At 68.0% G+C, this 15,538-nt stretch carries 16 protein-coding genes; 7 read left to right on the top strand and 9 right to left on the bottom strand.

The genetic code is table 11. The annotated features are described in order from the left end of the window. The first annotated feature begins 1 nt into the window (after position 1). Positions 2–1,039 (top strand): RelA/SpoT domain-containing protein, encoded by a 1,038-nt coding sequence (locus AC11WY_RS14295; protein ID WP_482926637.1) that lies wholly within the window; start codon positions 2–4, stop codon positions 1,037–1,039. A gap of 69 nt (positions 1,040–1,108) precedes the next feature. Here AC11WY_RS14295 and metG read toward each other — a convergent pair whose 3' ends face one another. The 5 genes from metG to AC11WY_RS14270 form a co-directional block, all read right to left on the bottom strand. After that, positions 1,109–2,863: a methionine--tRNA ligase gene (metG, locus tag AC11WY_RS14290; RefSeq protein WP_482926635.1), complete on the bottom strand. Its 1,755-nt coding sequence runs from the start codon at positions 2,861–2,863 to the stop codon at positions 1,109–1,111. Positions 2,864–2,957: 94 nt separating this feature from the next. Next, the gene (locus AC11WY_RS14285; protein ID WP_482926633.1) at positions 2,958–4,196 is read right to left on the bottom strand and encodes an MFS transporter; all 1,239 of its coding nucleotides are present in this window, start codon (positions 4,194–4,196) and stop codon (positions 2,958–2,960) included. A gap of 121 nt (positions 4,197–4,317) precedes the next feature. Then, entirely contained in the window at positions 4,318–4,866 is a 549-nt protein-coding gene (locus AC11WY_RS14280; protein WP_482926631.1) for a cytochrome b, read from the bottom strand. Beyond that, positions 4,863–5,438 carry a YceI family protein gene (locus AC11WY_RS14275; RefSeq protein WP_482926629.1) on the bottom strand — a complete coding sequence of 192 codons (576 nt, stop codon included), beginning with the start codon at positions 5,436–5,438 and terminating at the stop codon, positions 4,863–4,865. The genes AC11WY_RS14280 and AC11WY_RS14275 overlap by 4 nt, the downstream gene beginning before the upstream one ends. Positions 5,439–5,514: 76 nt before the next feature. Next, positions 5,515–6,150, bottom strand: coding sequence for an ImuA family protein (locus AC11WY_RS14270; protein WP_482926627.1), 636 nt, complete (start codon positions 6,148–6,150; stop codon positions 5,515–5,517). Between the two features lie 122 nt (positions 6,151–6,272). On the opposite strand from AC11WY_RS14270, the gene AC11WY_RS14265 reads away from it, so the two are divergent. The 3 genes from AC11WY_RS14265 to AC11WY_RS14255 all read left to right on the top strand — a co-directional run bounded on the left by AC11WY_RS14265 (position 6,273) and on the right by AC11WY_RS14255 (position 8,239). Then, a complete protein-coding gene (locus AC11WY_RS14265) occupies positions 6,273–7,316 on the top strand; it encodes an aldo/keto reductase (RefSeq protein ID WP_482926625.1) in 1,044 nt (347 codons plus the stop codon). 84 nt (positions 7,317–7,400) lie between these two features. Then, positions 7,401–7,733 (top strand): hypothetical protein, encoded by a 333-nt coding sequence (locus AC11WY_RS14260; protein ID WP_482926623.1) that lies wholly within the window; start codon positions 7,401–7,403, stop codon positions 7,731–7,733. Then, positions 7,721–8,239, top strand: a complete 519-nt coding sequence (locus AC11WY_RS14255) for a lipocalin family protein (RefSeq protein ID WP_482926621.1) — start codon at positions 7,721–7,723, stop codon at positions 8,237–8,239. The genes AC11WY_RS14260 and AC11WY_RS14255 overlap by 13 nt, the downstream gene beginning before the upstream one ends. Positions 8,240–8,470: 231 nt before the next feature. Here the strand turns inward: AC11WY_RS14255 and AC11WY_RS14250 are convergent, their stop codons facing one another. Together AC11WY_RS14250 and AC11WY_RS14245 are read right to left on the bottom strand one after the other, a co-directional pair. Further along, positions 8,471–10,105 (bottom strand): lipoate--protein ligase family protein, encoded by a 1,635-nt coding sequence (locus tag AC11WY_RS14250; RefSeq protein ID WP_482926619.1) that lies wholly within the window; start codon positions 10,103–10,105, stop codon positions 8,471–8,473. An 84-nt stretch (positions 10,106–10,189) separates the two neighbouring features. After that, positions 10,190–11,053 (bottom strand): helix-turn-helix domain-containing protein, encoded by an 864-nt coding sequence (locus AC11WY_RS14245; RefSeq protein WP_482926617.1) that lies wholly within the window; start codon positions 11,051–11,053, stop codon positions 10,190–10,192. 109 nt (positions 11,054–11,162) lie between these two features. Between AC11WY_RS14245 and AC11WY_RS14240 the strand changes: the two genes are divergently transcribed. Then, positions 11,163–12,065, top strand: coding sequence for a fatty acid desaturase (locus AC11WY_RS14240; protein ID WP_482926615.1), 903 nt, complete (start codon positions 11,163–11,165; stop codon positions 12,063–12,065). 40 nt (positions 12,066–12,105) lie between these two features. Beyond that, positions 12,106–13,008, top strand: coding sequence for an EamA family transporter (locus AC11WY_RS14235; protein WP_482926613.1), 903 nt, complete (start codon positions 12,106–12,108; stop codon positions 13,006–13,008). 6 nt (positions 13,009–13,014) lie between these two features. On the opposite strand, the gene AC11WY_RS14230 is transcribed toward AC11WY_RS14235, so the two are convergent. Next, positions 13,015–13,692, bottom strand: a complete 678-nt coding sequence (locus AC11WY_RS14230; protein WP_482926611.1) for an NUDIX hydrolase — start codon at positions 13,690–13,692, stop codon at positions 13,015–13,017. After that, the gene (locus AC11WY_RS14225; RefSeq protein ID WP_482926609.1) at positions 13,689–14,093 is read right to left on the bottom strand and encodes a DUF983 domain-containing protein; all 405 of its coding nucleotides are present in this window, start codon (positions 14,091–14,093) and stop codon (positions 13,689–13,691) included. The genes AC11WY_RS14230 and AC11WY_RS14225 overlap by 4 nt, the downstream gene beginning before the upstream one ends. Positions 14,094–14,286: 193 nt before the next feature. Between AC11WY_RS14225 and AC11WY_RS14220 the strand changes: the two genes are divergently transcribed. Beyond that, a complete protein-coding gene (locus AC11WY_RS14220; RefSeq protein WP_482926607.1) occupies positions 14,287–15,363 on the top strand; it encodes an EF-hand domain-containing protein in 1,077 nt (358 codons plus the stop codon). Positions 15,364–15,538 lie beyond the last annotated feature (175 nt).

Below are 15,538 nucleotides of genomic sequence, written 5' to 3'. Positions count from 1 at the left end.
AATGGTGAATTTTGTCCGCCCTCTTTTCACAAGAAATAGAATAAGAACGGCGGGCAAACGGATGATTGCTGGTCATCCAAACGATGATGATATTATCGTTATTGAAAATTTTCGTGGCTCACATGCTTACATTCTTAATACTTTTCAGGCTAATATTCGCAATCACTCCCGTTCAGTGGCAATGAGTGTCGGGCAGAGATTAAAGAGAAGAAATACTATTATTGATAAACTGCGGCGTGAGCCTTCCATGCCGCTATATGCAATGCACGATATTGCCGGTTGCCGGATGGTCTTCCGTGACTCTGGCGACCTTCACATGACCAGAAACTCGATGCACGCTGCCCGCTGGAGGCATTCTCTTACGCACGAGTTGGATAGGTATGACTACATTGCGAATCCGAAACCTACCGGATACCGCGGTATTCACGATGTATATGAATATAACGTCAATTCTGCTGGCGGAGTCCCTTGGAATGGCCTGCGCGTCGAGATTCAGTATAGGACTCTGCCGCAGCACGCTTGGGCAACCGCAGTTGAAGTTGCTGACCTTGTGACGTCGAGCAGAATAAAATTTGCTCAGGCATCGGACTACTATTTGCGGTATTTCCAACTTGCAAGTGAGATCATTGCAAGAACAAGTGAGGGCATGAATTCTTGCTGCGCTGGCATGAGTGGTGATGAGATTGTTAGAGAGTTTACGGACGCAGATCGGCGTCTTGGTTTGCTTACTACTTTTGACAACCTTCGTCAGACAAGTGACCGAAATTTGAGATTTCGGCGGAATACTCTCTTGATCTTTCGTTTCAACGTTCCTGAAGGCGAAGATGCTTTGCGTGTGGAGACATTTGAAAACGTCAATAGAGCTATTGAGCGATACGACGAATTGGAGAAAGAGCTTGGTGAAAGCGCGGACATAGTTCTGGTCCGAGGTGAGTCCGAAGAGAACATTCGGGACGCCTTCAGGAACTACTTTTCCGATGCCAAGGCGTTTGTAGATTTAATGCGTGACGGTCTCCAGCTCCTATCTCAGCAACAGTAGGGCGGGGTTTACCTCGCTGGACGGCGGACAATGGCGGGATAAATCACGCCCTACGAAGTTGCGCCTCCCCTACGTCCTTACCCCCGCGAACCGCACCTGCCACTCCGCCCGTTCCTCATCCGTGATCTTGCGGAAGAGCACTTCGGGCACGGTGAAGGCGTGGCCGGGGGGGAGCACGTCGAGGGCCTCGGCGATGTCGGTGGGCCAGGTCCAGTCGGTGCAGGCGAGCGCGGCCATGGTGGAAGCGGCGGCGTCGGGGATGAAGGGTTGCGACAGGATCGCGTAGAGGCGGGTGAGGTTCAGCGACAGGCGGACCATCGCGGCGGCGGCCTCGGGGTCGGTTTTCACCACCGTCCAGGGGGCGGCGGATTGCAGGTATTCGTTGCCCGCAACCCAGATCGCGCGCAGTTCGCCCGCCGCCTTGCGGACCTCCATCGCCTCCATGTTCGCCTCGTAGGCGCGGATGCGGGTGGTCAGTTCGGCGATCAGGGCGGCCTCACGCTCGCCGGTGGTGCCCCCTGCGGGCACGACCTCGCCGAATTTCGCGCGGCAGAACTTGGTGATGCGGCTGATGAAATTGCCCAGCACGTCGGCAAGGTCTTTGTTCACCGCGGTCTGGAAGTTTTCCCAGGTGAACTCGGAGTCGGAGCTTTCGGGGGCGTGGGAGAGCAGCCACCAGCGCCAGTAGTCGGCGGGCAGGATGCTCAGCGCCTGATCCATGAAGACGCCGCGGCCCTGGGAGGTGGAGAACTGGCCGCCGTCATAATTCAGGTAGTTGAACGACTTGATGTAATCGACCAGCTTCCACGGCTCGGCCCCGTCGAAATTGGCGCCGAGGATGGTGGCGGGGAACGAGAGGGTGTGAAAGGGCACGTTGTCCTTGCCCATGAACTCGATGTAGCGCACGTCGGCGGCGCCGAGGTCGGTGCGCCACCAGCGCTGCCAGGCGGCGTCGGGCAGGCCCTGCGCGTCGGCCCATTCGGCGGTGGCGGCGATGTATTCGATCGGCGCGTCGAACCAGACGTAGAAGACCTTGCCCTCCATCCCCGGCCAGTCTTCGGTGCCCTTCTTGACCGGCACGCCCCAGTAAAGGTCGCGGGTGATGCCACGGTCCTGCAGCCCCTCGCCGTCGTCGAGCCATTTCAGCGCGATCGAGGTGGTGAGCACGGGCCAGGCCGGGGCGCCGTTCGCGTCGGGCCGGGTTTTCGAGACGATCCAGTCGCGCAACTGCCCCTTCAGCGCCGACTGGCGCAGGTAAAGGTGCTTGGTCTCGCGGATTTCGAGGTCGGTGGAGCCGGAGATCGCCGAGCGCGGGTTGATCAGGTCGGTCGGGTCAAGCTGCTTGGTGCAATTCTCGCACTGGTCGCCGCGCGCACGCTCGTAGCCGCAGTTCGGGCAGGTGCCCTCGATGTAGCGGTCGGGCAGGAAGCGTTTGTCGGCGTGGGAATAGACCTGCTTTTCCATCACCTCGGCGATCAGCCCGGCGTCGGCCAGCCGCCCGGCGAAATGCTGGGTGAGCGCGCGGTTGCGCAAGCTGGAGGAGCGGCCGAAGTGGTCGAAGGACAGGCGGAACCCGGCGGCGATATCCTTTTGCACCTCGTGCATCTCGGCGCAGAATTGTTCGACCGGTTTTCCGGCCTTGGCGGCGGCCAGTTCGGCGGGGGTGCCGTGTTCGTCGGTGGCGCAGATGAACATCACCTCGTGCCCCCGCGCGCGCAGGTAGCGGGCGGTCAGGTCGGCGGGAAGCTGGCTGCCGACAAGGTTGCCCAGATGCTTGATGCCGTTGATGTAGGGGATCGCCGAGGTGATCAGAATCCGTGCCATGCGCGCGCGCCTTTTCTCCCGTTCGGGCGGTGTTTAGCGCCCGAACCGGGCGAGGGCCAGAGGGTTGGTGGCCAGAGGGTCGGTGGCCAGAGGCTTAGCGGGGCTCGTCGGGCGGCGCGTCGCGCAAGGGCTGCTGAAGCTGGCCGATCATGAACGAGGTGCGCGGCTCGGATACGAAGCGGGTGCGGTTGCGCCGACTTGGCCGCGCCGCCATCCGGGCCAGGCCGAACGCAATCAAGAGGCCATTCATCAGGGCGATGAAGCCGAACATCGCGCGGGGCCCCGCGTAGGTGATCAGCGCCGACGAGATCACCGGGCTGGCCACGGCGCCGCAGGCCCAGAGGAACATCTGCGCGGCCGACAGTTCCACCCGCTCGGCATTCCTGGCGAAGTCGTGGCCGTGCGCTGAGGAGACGGAGTAGAGCGGGAAGGTGGTGAAGCCGAACATCGCCGCCGCCACCAGCACCGCCCCGGTGCCCATATGGGCGAACATCACCGTGACCCCGGCCGCAACGATCGTGCCCGCCGACAGGCCCATCAGCACGATCCGCCGGTCGAACCGGTCGGCCAGCGCGCCCACCGGCATCTGCGCGACCCAGCCCCCGGCGACATAGGTCGCCAGAAACAGCGCGATCTGGTGCACCGACAGCCCGATCGCCACGCCGTAGAGCGGCCCGACCATGCGGAACGACGACCCGGTCAGCCCGGCCACCATCACGCCGACGGCGCCCAACGGCGAACAGTCCCAGGCCAGCTTCGGGCGCAGCCGGGGCGCGTCGGGAATATCCGGCTGCGGCATCCGGGTGAGCGCGATCGGGAACAGCGCGGCGCAACAGAGGATGGCGAGCAGGTTGTAGGAGACGAAGTTGGCGGTGGGCAGGAAGCTGATGAAAAGCTGCGCGCCAAAGCTGCCGCCCGCGTCCACCGTGCGGTAGATGCCCATCGTGCGGCCGCGGCTTTCGTTCGTCAGCTTGGCGTTCAGCCAGGCCTCGATGATGGTGTAGCAGCCCGCCACGCACAGGCCCGACAGCATCCGCATGCCCATCCAGGCATAGGGATTGACCACCAGCATGTGCGACAGGATGCCGATCGTGCCTGCCGCCGCGAAGGCCGAGAAGGCGCGCGAATGGCCGACGGTGCCCAGCAGGCGCGGCGTCCACCAGCAGCCGATCAGGAAGCCTGCGAAATGCGCCGAGCCCAGCAGGCCGATCTGCGCATTGGAGAAATGCAGCACCAGCCCCGACAGCGCATCCAGCGGCGCCACCCCGCCGGTGCCGAACTGCAGCATCACATCCGACAGGAACAGGGCGGCAAAGGTCAGGATCAGGCGCATGGGGCAGGGGTCCGACGGTGGCGTGGCCCCACATTGGCCGAGCCGGCGCGGGAAGCCCAGTCCCGGACCGTCATTCCGCTGTCGGATTTGGCCGATGCGCGCGGGAACGCTCGGGCTCCGCTCAGCGCCGCCCCGTCACCATCCGGCGCAGCGTGCCGTCGCGGCCGATCAGCGACCGTTTCAGCGCCCCCGCCACATGCAGCGCCAGAACCGCCATCAGCGCCCAGGTGAACCAGTGGTGCAGCAGCAGGAGCGCCTTGGCCCCCGCCTCGGATGGCGGCACGATCGGCGGCAGGGTCCAGGTGTTGAAGATCACCACGTCGATCCCGGTCGCGGCGCTGCCCGCCCAGCCCGACAGCGGCACCGCCAGCATCAGGCCGTAAAGCGCCCGATGCGTCCAGCGGGCAAGCGCCAACTGCACCGGCGGCACCCCGCCGAGCGGCCTCGGCGGCGGGCTGAACCGGTGCCAGAGCAGGCGCAGCAGCGCGAGCGCGAGCAGGGTCAGGCCGAGGCTCTTGTGCAGGCCGAACAGCCAGACGGTGGCAAGGCTCATCTTCATGCGCACCAGCGTCAGGCCGAAGGCGAGCATCCCCAGGATGCCCGCGGCCATGACCCAGTGGAGGGCACGGGTCAGCGGGCCGAAGCGATCGGGGCGGTTGCCGAGCTTCATGCGCCAGTCTCGGCCAGCATGGCGACGATGTTCAGCCGCACGTCATTGCCGACCATGTCGGCCCAGCCCTTCGCGCCGAAGTCGCTGCGGTGGATGGTGCCGGTCAGGTGAATCTCCAGATGCGTCAGGTCGCTGGCGGCGGTGCCGTGCTGGCGGTAAAGCGCGGCCATCAGCGTGAAGGGCCGGGTGACCCCGCGCATCGTCAGGCTGCCGTCGATTTCCGCGCCGTCGCCGACCGGGCGAACGGCGGTGCTGACGAAGGTGATCAGCGGGTGGTCCGCGGTGTCGAGCACCAGCGGCCCGCGCATCGCCTGCGCGGCGAAGGGAAAGCTGGCCGTGGCCTTCGCCGCATTCAGCGTGACCGCCACCGTGCTGTTGGCCAGCCCCGCGAAGTCGAGCGTCAGGTCGGCCTGGGTCACCGGCATGGTGCCGGTGATCTTGTCGGGGCCGAAGTCGGTTTCATAGCCGACGCTCGACAGTTCGGGCTGAAGCGCATAGCGGCGCGGGGCGGCGTCTGCCGTGAAGGGGCCGACGACGACAAGCAAGGCGGTCAGGGCGGCGATCAGGCGCATCGGTCTCTCCTTCGGCACAACCCTCTATCCGGCGGGCCCATACGGCGGGCCCATACGGCGGGCGTCGCGCAACGGTTCATTTCCCGGCGACGCTTGGCGGTTCTTCGCCGAGGCTCAGGGCCCCGGCCGGATCGCGCGTCAGCACCCAGCCCTTCGGCGGCAGCACCCGCGCCCGACGGCGTTCCAATTGCCAGCGCGTCGCGACCTCGGCGTGCCGGGGTGCCATGTGCCAGCGGGTTTCGACGCCCGCCGCGCCGCCGTCGCCCGGCGTCAGGATCAGCCCCAGCGGCGCGTGCCGCCCCTCGGCCGCGCCGGTCTCGGCGGCCAGATGCAGCCGCCTGACCGGGGTCAGGCCGGGCGGGCCGGGCAGATCGGCCACCACCAGCGCCAGCGCGCCCGCCCGCAACCCCTCTTCCGCCGCCCAGAGCAGGTCTTCGGCCCGTTTCGGCGTCACCAGGATCAGGCGGCCGGGGTCGATGAAGTCGGTCACCGCCGGGGGGTAAAGGCGTTCCGCCCCCCATGCCGGGCAGATCCACAAGACTTCGCCCGGCGTCGCCCGCGCCACGATCAGCGCGAAGGTCCGCCGTGCCGGGCCGCAGACCTCGTGCAGCCGCGCGCGGTCCAGCGTCACGCCGTCCAACCCCCCGCCTTCAAGGATGGGCAGGGCAGGGCGGGCACGGTCGCCGCGGCGGGTCAGGACATGAGTCGTCATGGCAAAAGCCTATCGTGTTCCTCTTGCGTTCTCAATGCCGCCCCTTGCCCCCGCCGCCTCGGGCTTTAGGGTTCCGTCCGACGCGTGCGCCTGTTCGGGGCGCCCCAGGACAGAGGCGCACGATGAAGATGATCCCGCTTGGCCGCAGCGGCCTGACCGTTTCCGAGTTCTGCCTGGGCACGATGACCTGGGGCAACCAGACCGACGAGGCCGGAGCCCACGCCCAGATCGACCGCGCGCTGGACGCCGGGATCAATTTTCTCGACACCGCCGAGATGTACCCGACCCAGCCGGTGCGCGCCGCGGCGGTGGGGCGCACCGAAGCGATCATCGGGGCCTGGCTGGCGAGGTCCGGGCGGCGGGCCGACGTCGTGCTGGCCACCAAGGTTTCGGGGCCGGGGCAGGCCGCGGTGCGTAACGGTGCCGGCGTCAACGGGGCCACGATGATCGCGGCCGCCGAAGCCTCGCTGGTGCGGTTGAAGACCGACGTGATCGACCTTTACCAGATTCACTGGCCCAGCCGGAGTTCCTACAACTTCCGCCAGAACTGGCGCTTCGACCCCAGGGCGCAGGATCGCGCGGCGACCGTGGCGCATATGCTCGACATGCTGGAGGCGGCGCAGACGCTGGTGAAGGCGGGGAAAATCCGCGCCTTCGCGCTGTCGAACGAAAGCGCCTGGGGCACCGCCCTGTGGCTGCGGCTGGCCGAGGAGAACGGGCTGCCCCGCATCGCCTCGGTGCAGAACGAATATTCGCTGCTGTGCCGCCTAGCGGATACCGACATGGCGGAACTCTGTCACAACGAAGAGGTGCCGATCCTCGCCTTTTCGCCGCTGGCGGCGGGGCTGCTGACCGGCAAATACGCGGGCGACGTGACGCCTGAGGGCTCGCGCCGGGCCCGCACGCCCGACCTGGGCGGCCGCATCAGCCCGCGCGTATGGGAGGCGGTGTCATCCTACCTTGGCATCGCGGCGCGGCACGGGCTGGACCCGGTGCAGATGGCGCTGGCCTGGACCCGCACGCGGCCGTTTCCGGTGATCCCGATCCTGGGCGCGACCACGCTGGCGCAGCTTGAGGTGGCGCTGGGGGCGGCCGGTCTGACCCTGTCGGCCGAGGTGCTGGACGAGATCGCGGCGGCCCACAAGGCGCATCCGATGCCCTACTGAAGGGCTTGCGCAGGGGCTGGAATTGACGTCCCTTGACCCCGCAAGTCCGGAGAGCCCGCAAGTCCGGAGAGATGGAGCGACGCCATGATCAGACGCCTGTCCGTCGCCCTGCTTTGCCTCACGGTGGTCGGCTGCATGACCGATGCGCCGCCCAAGCTGCCGCCGGTCGGCGCGGCCAGCGTGGCGCAGGACAAGGCGGCCTGCCAGCGGTCGGGGGGCGAGTTCGCGGGCACGCCGGGCAAGGGGATGCTGTGTTTCCGCACGCCGCCCGATGCGGGCAGGCAGTGCGACCGGGGCACCGACTGCACGGCCGGATGCCTTGCGAAAAGTCACACCTGCGCGCCGATCACCCCGCTGATCGGCTGTCAGGATCTGCTCGACGATCAAGGACGGACGGTCACCCAATGCGTCAACTGAGCCTGATACTCTTGCTGCTGCTGGCCGCTTGCGCGCCACCCCCCCCGCGCGAGGCGCCCTACCGCACCGAGGGCGCGCCGCTCTATTCGATCGCCGGGCTCGATCCGGTGCGGCTGGCGGGCCCCTGGCACGAGGTCGCCGGGTTCTACGATCCGGCCCGGTCGGGCTGCGCGGTCGGCCTGACGCAGGTGACTTCGCGGCGCGACGGCTCGCTGAGCCTGACGCTGTCGGACTGCGCCGGGCTTGGGGCGCGCACGGTGACGGCGGTTCCCCTGGGGGCGGGCGGGCGGTTCCGGCCCGATCTGCACGGCCCCCTGGGCGAGCCGTGGTGGGTGCTCTGGATCGACGCCGACAACCGCGCGATGGTGATCGGCACGCCGTCGGGCCATTTCGGCGCAATCCTCAGCCGCGCGCCGACCCTGCGCGCCGACCTGCTGGAGGCGGCACGGCAGTTGCTGGACTTCAACGGCTATGACCTGAAGCGGTTGCGGCCCGACATGCGCTGAGAGGCGAGCGTCGCGTCGGGTGAACCCCGCCTTGCCTGCCCCTTGCCCGGAATCAAGGGCGAAGCCCGCCGGGCAGCGCCCGACCGCCCCCTGGGCGGGCGCTTGCGCCACGTTGGTGCGGGGCACGACGCTCGGGTTGGCCGCACCATGAAGTGCGGACCCCAGCCCGTGCGGCGCCCACCCGCGGTCGGGCGCTGCCCTCTGTTCCGACAGGGCCGACCTTACGCGCCGTCAGCCCTGCTTCGTGGTCTTGCACGAACAGCTCTTGCAACCGCCGCCGGTGACCAGTTCATGGTGCCGCTCGCCCACCCGGGGGGCGGCGCCGGTCAGGCAGGGGCGGCGCGCGGCGTCCTGCACCGGCACCCTGGCCATCACCTTCTGCACCGCGTCGAGGTCCAGCGCCGCCTCGGCGCTGAACGCCCCGGCATAGGCGAGGTGTTCCTCTTTCAGTTCGTAGCAGGTGGCGCCCTCGATATCCAAAAGCACCGCCTCCATCCCGCTGTCGCGAAAGGCGTGGTGGCGTTTCAGGAAGAACTCGCCGCAGCACATCCCGACATAGCTTTCCACGCCGCTGGCCTTCATCTCTTTCAGGGTGTCGGCGAGGTGCTCGAAGTTGGTGATCGTGACCACCTCCATGTTGCGTTCCCGTGCCATCAGGTAGGCGTCGCCGACCTCACACTGGCCGCATTCGACGCAATCGACGGTGTGGCGCCATTTGCACCACGACGGCTTGGCGCAATAGGGCACCAGCATGACGTTCGCACGCGCCAAAGCGGCGGCGGGATCGTTGCCGCCGCCCGCCAGCATCAACCCCGAGGTCTGCGCCGGGCTAAGCCCCAGCCATTCCTGCATCGACCATTTCGAGGCGGCGCGCTCGATCAGCTTCACCACATCCGCCGCGGCGAAGCCTGCGGTCTCGGGCGCCTCGGCCGCCAGCCAGTCGGTGGCGCGGGCGGAAAGGTCGGCGACCGAGGCGCCGGTCAGATGCCGCGCCAGACGGTTCAGCGTATCGGCGGGGCTGATGTGGCCGTCGGTGGCAAAGCGCACCAGTTGCGCCGCGTCGCCGTCAAGGTCCAGCAGCAGCCGCAGCGTGGCGCCGGGCACCTTGTCCTTGGTCTCGAACCGGGTGCCGTCCAGCGTCCAGGGTTCCTCGGGCGGGCTCGCGAGGGACGGGCCCTCGGGCGGCGTGGTCAGCCGCAGGCCCAGCCGCGCCGCGGTCGCTGCGTGCAGCGCGCCGGTCAGCACGGGCTCGGGCGGGGCGACGCTCAGCAACTCCTCCAGCGAGGTCATCCGCTCCTTGGCATGTTCAAGGCCGGTAACGGTCAGCTTTTCGGTTGGCACCAGCAGCGCCTGCATCGCGGCGGCGAGGTCGAGCCGCACGATCACGGTGGCGAACAGCAGCGCGGAACCGCCCGCTTCGGCCAGAAAGACCGAGGCGATCTTTTGCCGCCCGTCGACCTGAAGGTCGTTCGGCGCCTTGAACGCGGTCGCGACGCCCAAGGCGGCCAAGGCATCGGCGACAATGGCGGCGCCGGTTGCCAGCCGCTCGGCCAGCGTGCGCCCCAGCGCGGCGGCGGGCACGACAAGGGTCATGCCCTGTTGCCCGGCGTCGAGGTAAAGCGCCCCGCCCGCCGTCGCGCGCCGCACCACCGGCACGCCATTGGCGGCGCAGTAGTCGCGGCGCGCCTCGTGTTCGAAGGTCTGGTGGCAGCCGATGGAGACGGTCGGACCGCAGCGGTGGAAGGTGATCGCGTCGGCGAGTGATCCGGCGGCATGGGCCACCAGCAGGGCCCGGTCGCGCCGGGCGGCGGTCTGTGCAACAGGGGGCAGGACAAAGCCCGATCCGGTCGGCGCGAAGTCTTCCATGCCGTTCTCCCTGCTTGCGGTCAAAATATGATGAGTTTGGAATGTTTTTTTGTCAACGCCGGAGATCGCGTCGATTTCCGCGCCTCAATCCCTGATCTGCGCGCGCAGTTCCCTGAGGTGGGCAGGCATGTCGCGGGCGCCAATGGCGGCCTCGCGCACCAGCCCGTCGAAGTGCTGGGTGAAGCCCGCCACCCGGTCGCTGTCGCGAAAGGCGAGGTAGTGGCGGCCAAGGTAGAGCACCGCCAGCAGCGGCCCGAACACCGTGATCGGTGCCGAAAACAGCCGCCGCGCGTCAAAGAGGTAAAGCCGCAGCGCCGGGTAAAGCTGGTCCAGCAGCTCCAGCAGCCGGTCGATCTGATCGCGCCGGATCGCGGCGGGCAGCCCGGCGTAATAGCCGGTGGCGGTGGCGAAGGCGGCCAGTTCATGCAGCGGCAGCGCGATTTCATAGTCCGACCGGGCGGATCGCATCCAGCGCAGCCGATCCTCTGAAGCGCCGATCGCCTGTTCGGCGCTGCGGCCCAACTGCGGCTCATACTCCCAGCGCAGCATCTCGTGGGTCTTGAGCATGTCGGGCAGGGTGGCGGGCACATGGCGGATCTTGTAGCCCGCGGCCTCCTGATGCCAGGCGAAGATGCGCTCGTCGATCAGCGCGCGGGGCGCTTCGGTCATCGACAGCGAGGTGGCCAGCAGGTCGGCCAGCCGCTCGGGCCGCTCGGTCAGGCCCAGCAGCCAATCCGCCGAAACGCCCAGCGCCGCGGCGCATTCGGCCACCACCTGCGCATTCGGCAGCCGCGCCTCGCCGACCGCCAGAAGCTGCGACACGGTGGAGCGGTCCACCCCCACCAGGCGCGCCAGCGCGCTTTGGTTCACCCCCTTGTCGGCCATCGCGCGGGCCAGACGGTCACGGAACAGGGCGGCGCGAAGGCGTTTGTCGATTCTTTGCGGCATGTGGTGAATATTATCACAACTGTTTAGGATATGTTGCGCATCTTCCGGATTCACGATCCGCCGTGCCGGTGCTAAGCCGACCGTAAGGGCAGGTGCGGAGGTCTTGATCTTGAACGACGAATCCGTGGGCGCGGTGGAATGGCCGACGCTGGGGCTGCTGGTGGCGACCTATGCGCTCTGGATCGTCGGCACGACAGCGGCGGCGGCGGTCTGGTTGCCGCTGGGGATCGTGCTGACCGCGCTGGCGATTGCGCAGTTCTCCTCGCTTCAGCATGAGGCGCTGCATGGCCATCCGTTCCGCAACGCCACGCTGAACCACGCGCTGGTGTTTGCGGGGCTGACGCTGTGCATCCCCTACCTGCGGTTTCGCGAGACGCATCTGGCGCACCACTATGACCCGATCCTGACCGATCCCTACGACGACCCCGAGACGAACTATCTCGACCCGGCGGTGTGGTCGCGGCTGTCGCGGCCGGTGCAGCACCTGCTGCGGCTGAACAACACGCTGCTGGGGCGGATGCTGCTGGGCCCGGCGATCGGCACCTATGCCTTCGTGCGCGGCGACTGGCGGCTGATCCGCGCGGGCGACGCTGCGGTGCGCGACGCTTGGGTGCTGCACGGCTTCGGCGTGGCGCTGGTGCTGGTCTGGCTGCTGGCGGTCGGGTCGATGCCGGTCTGGGCCTATGTCGTCGCGGCCTACGCGGGCATGTCGCTGCTGAAGATCCGCACCTTCCTGGAACATCGCGCACATGAAAGGGCACGGGCGCGCACCGTGATCATCGAGGATCGCGGGCCGCTGGCGCTTCTGTATCTCAACAACAACCTGCATGTGGTGCACCATCAGCACCCGGACGTGCCGTGGTATCGGCTGCCCGCGCTTTATGCGCGGGGCAAGGAGCGCTACGTCGCCTGCAACGAGGGCTATGTCTACCGCTCCTACGCCGAGATCTTCCGGGCGCATCTGCTGACGGCGAAAGACCCGGTGCCGCATCCGTTCTACCGGCCGCGCTGACCCCCTCGACGCTGCCCGGACGGCGTGCCAGAACCGCCCCATGTCACTCTGGATTCCGGCCACCTTGTTCGCCGCCCTGGTGCAGGCGGTGCGGTTCTCGCTGCAAAAGCGGCTGAGGCGGCTTGGCCTGTCGACCGGGGGCGCGACCTTCTCGCGGTTTCTGGTCGCGGCGCCGCTTGCGGCGATGGCCACGGCGGCGCTGATCGCGCGCTCGGGGCTGGGGATGCCCGCGCTGGATGCGCGGTTCTGGGCGTTCGCGCTGGTGGGCGGAACCGGCCAGATCATCGCGACCCTGTGCACGGTCGCGCTGTTTTCCGAACGCAGCCTTGCCGTGGGCATCGCCTTCACCAAGACCGAGACGGTGCAGGTGGCGCTGGTCTCGGGCCTGATCCTTGGCGACCGCACCTCGGCCTGGGGGTTTGTCGCCATCCTGCTGGGCGTTGCGGGGGTGATCCTGCTGTCGCGGCCCCCCAGGCCCGCCGAAGGCAAACGCGGATCCGTCTTCAACCGGGCGACCGGGCTGGGCCTGCTGGCGGGTGCGTTCTTTGGCGTCTCGTCCATCGGCTATCGCGGCGCGACGCTGGAGATTGCGCGCGATGACGTGCTGTTGCGCGCCGCGCTGGCGCTGGCCTGCGTGACCACGTTCCAGACGGTGGCGATGGCGGCCTGGCTGCGCTGGCGTGAACCCGGCGAAATCGGCCGCGTGCTGCACGCCTGGCGCGCGACCTCGCTGGTGGGGGTGATGGGGGTGCTGGGGTCGTTCGGCTGGTTCACCGCCTTCACCCTGCAAAACGCGGCCTATGTGCGCAGCGTGGGCCAGATCGACGTGGTCTTTGGCTACCTGATCTCGGTTCTGGCGTTCCGCGAGCGGGTTCGGCCGGTCGAACTGCTGGGCATCACGCTGCTGACGCTTGGCATCGTGATGATCGTCGCGTTGGGCTGAGGCGGGTCAGGTGATCCGGCGGAAGGCGGGCACGGGGCCGGAATTGTCGAAGAACGGCACCGATGCGGGGGCCGCGCCGCCGCTGCGCAGCACCTCCGTCACCTCGGCCAGCACGATCGAGGTGATGAACGGCAGGTCGAAGTGGCGCGCGCGGCCGAGCGCAATCCACTGCAGATGCGCCAGCTCGTCGGAGGCGCGCGACAGATCGGCCGCATCGCCGACCACCGCGCCCGCGTCGGCCAGAAAGAAGCGCGCGTCGAACCGGCGCGTGCGGCCGGGCGGCGTGACGGCGCGGAAAACAAAGCGCAGCGCCCCGGCGGCGGGCACCAACCCGGCGGTGGCGAAGCCCTCCCACCCCGATGGCGCGGGGCCGGGCCAGAGGCCGGGAACCGCCAGCGCCAGCCCGGTTTCCTCCCACAGCTCGCGGATCGCGGCAACGGCAAGGCGCGCGGCGCCCTCGGGCCCGGCGCCCTGCGCCAGCCGCGCCTGGCAGGCGGGATCGAGCGCCGCGGCCAGCGGCACGGCGGCATCGCCCGCATCGACGGCGCCACCGGGAAAGACGAACTTCGACGGCATGAAGGCCGCCCCCGCGCCGCGCTGACCCATCAGCACCTCGGGCCCCTCGGGCCCGGTGCGCACCAGGATCACCGTTGCCGCGTCGCGGATCGGCGGATCCTCGGTCACGCGGTCTCCACGTCGCCGGTGCCGAAGCCGTGCATCCGCTTGGCCCACTGGATCGCGATCATCACGCCCTTCAGCCGGGGCAGCAGGAACAGCGACAGGGCCACCGTGCCGACGCAGAACGCGCTGGCCAGCACCAGCGGATCGGGCCGGTATTCCACGAAGATGTACAGCAGCAGCGGCGCCATCAGGTGACCGACGATCAGGATCGTCAGATAGGCCGGGCCGTCATCGGCGCGCTGGTGGTAAAGCTCCTCGCCGCAGACCGGGCAGGTGTCGCGCACTTTCAGGTAACCGCGCAGCATCGGACCCGCGCCGCAGCAGGGGCAGCGCCGCCGCCAGCCACGCAACATGGCGGGCCGCATCGGACGGTCTTCGTCGTCCATCGAAGTGGAGTCGGTCATGGTCGTTCGCGCCTCTGAATGATTGCGCCAACATAATGCAAGTTCGCGCGGATGCCACCCCGGCGGCGGCGCTTGCGTCGCGATGTCGCGAGCGGCGCGATTTTCCGCCTGCCCGCGACGGAACCGGGCGGTCCCCGCGTTTGACCCTCAGATCGCGGCGGTTGCCGGGACACAACGCAGATGGAGAACAGGCATGAAGTTCAAGTCAACACTGACCGCCCTGACGCTGGGCGCCGTGATGGCGACCGGCGTGGGCATGGCGGTCTTCGCGCAGACCGCCCCCGCGCCGATGGGCGGCCCGATGGGAATGGTGGCCTTCGCGCAGATCGACACCAACGGCGACAAGGTGCTGAGCCCGGATGAGGTCCACGCCTATGTGGCGTCGCAGATCAAGGGGCTCGACGCGAACAACGACGGCTTCCTGACCGCCGACGAGATCGCCGCGAAGATGACCCAGTTGGCCCACGACCGCATTCTGGCGCGCGCCACCGAGATGGTCGCCCGGATCGACAAGAACGCCGACGGCAAGGTCAGCGTCGACGAACTGGCCGCGATGCCGCTGCCGATGGACCGCATGGTCGAGCGGATGCTGAAGGCCGGTGGGGGTAAGATCACCAAGGAAACTTTCGACTCCATGCAGGCGATGCGTGGCGGCATGGGTCGGCCGGGCGAGGGCGCGGGCGGCGACGAGCACGGCCCGAAGGAGGGCGGCTGGCGCAACTGGTGGCACCACCGCCACGGTGGTGATCATGGCCCCGGAGGCGATCATGGCCCGATGGGCATGATGGGCGGCATGGGCATGATGGGTGACATGGGGCCGATGGGGCCGGGCATGATGGGCCCCGGTGCCGGGATCAAGTTCGCCGACATCGACACGGCCAACCACGGCTTCATCACCGCCGACGACATTCAGGCCTACAAGCTGGCCCGGATCAAGGCGATCGACGCGAACGGCGACGGCTTCATCACGCCCGATGAGTTCGCCACCTTCATGATGGCGAAGATGGAGCCGCGCATCAAGGCGCATGCCGACGAAATCGTGAAGCGGCTGGACCTGAACGGCGACGGCAAGCTGAGCATCGAGGAACTGGCGGCGGCGCCGCTGGACATGATGTTGGGCCACCTGCCGACCGACAAGGACGGCAACGTGACCGAACAGGGCTTCACGCAGGCGACGCATGACCACGGACCTGGCGGCTGGCGGCATCACCACGGCGGCATGACCCCCCCGCCGCCGGATGCGCCGACTGACGGCGGCTCGGGCAACTGAGCCGATGGCCGCGCCCGGACCCCTCCGGGCGCGGCCGATTGCCCGTGACAGGGTTGCGCGCTACGTCTGAGGCCGGATGACGATGCCCTATGACGACCTCTCTGCGGTTTCCGACGATGCGCTGATCGTGCTTTATGCGAACGGCGACGGCAAGCTGAGCATCGAGGAACTGGCG

The organism is Solirhodobacter sp., assembly GCF_964715405.1.
The sequence above is the reverse complement of the archived record's forward strand: the minus strand, read 5'-3'. Positions and strand labels throughout refer to the sequence as shown.

Excerpts from the sequence above, each read along its gene's own strand:
- AC11WY_RS14225 (WP_482926609.1), bottom strand. The coding sequence starts at position 14,093 with ATGACCGACTCCACTTCGATGGACGACGAAGACCGTCCGATGCGGCCC.
- AC11WY_RS14245 (WP_482926617.1), bottom strand. The coding sequence starts at position 11,053 with ATGCCGCAAAGAATCGACAAACGCCTTCGCGCCGCCCTGTTCCGTGAC.
- AC11WY_RS14255 (WP_482926621.1), top strand. The coding sequence starts at position 7,721 with ATGCGTCAACTGAGCCTGATACTCTTGCTGCTGCTGGCCGCTTGCGCG.
- AC11WY_RS14280 (WP_482926631.1), bottom strand. The coding sequence starts at position 4,866 with ATGAAGCTCGGCAACCGCCCCGATCGCTTCGGCCCGCTGACCCGTGCC.
- AC11WY_RS14270 (WP_482926627.1), bottom strand. The coding sequence starts at position 6,150 with ATGACGACTCATGTCCTGACCCGCCGCGGCGACCGTGCCCGCCCTGCC.
- AC11WY_RS14295 (WP_482926637.1), top strand. The coding sequence starts at position 2 with ATGGTGAATTTTGTCCGCCCTCTTTTCACAAGAAATAGAATAAGAACG.
- AC11WY_RS14275 (WP_482926629.1), bottom strand. The coding sequence starts at position 5,438 with ATGCGCCTGATCGCCGCCCTGACCGCCTTGCTTGTCGTCGTCGGCCCC.
- AC11WY_RS14220 (WP_482926607.1), top strand. The coding sequence starts at position 14,287 with ATGAAGTTCAAGTCAACACTGACCGCCCTGACGCTGGGCGCCGTGATG.
- AC11WY_RS14260 (WP_482926623.1), top strand. The coding sequence starts at position 7,401 with ATGATCAGACGCCTGTCCGTCGCCCTGCTTTGCCTCACGGTGGTCGGC.
- AC11WY_RS14235 (WP_482926613.1), top strand. The coding sequence starts at position 12,106 with ATGTCACTCTGGATTCCGGCCACCTTGTTCGCCGCCCTGGTGCAGGCG.
- metG (WP_482926635.1), bottom strand. The coding sequence starts at position 2,863 with ATGGCACGGATTCTGATCACCTCGGCGATCCCCTACATCAACGGCATC.
- AC11WY_RS14285 (WP_482926633.1), bottom strand. The coding sequence starts at position 4,196 with ATGCGCCTGATCCTGACCTTTGCCGCCCTGTTCCTGTCGGATGTGATG.
- AC11WY_RS14250 (WP_482926619.1), bottom strand. The coding sequence starts at position 10,105 with ATGGAAGACTTCGCGCCGACCGGATCGGGCTTTGTCCTGCCCCCTGTT.
- AC11WY_RS14265 (WP_482926625.1), top strand. The coding sequence starts at position 6,273 with ATGAAGATGATCCCGCTTGGCCGCAGCGGCCTGACCGTTTCCGAGTTC.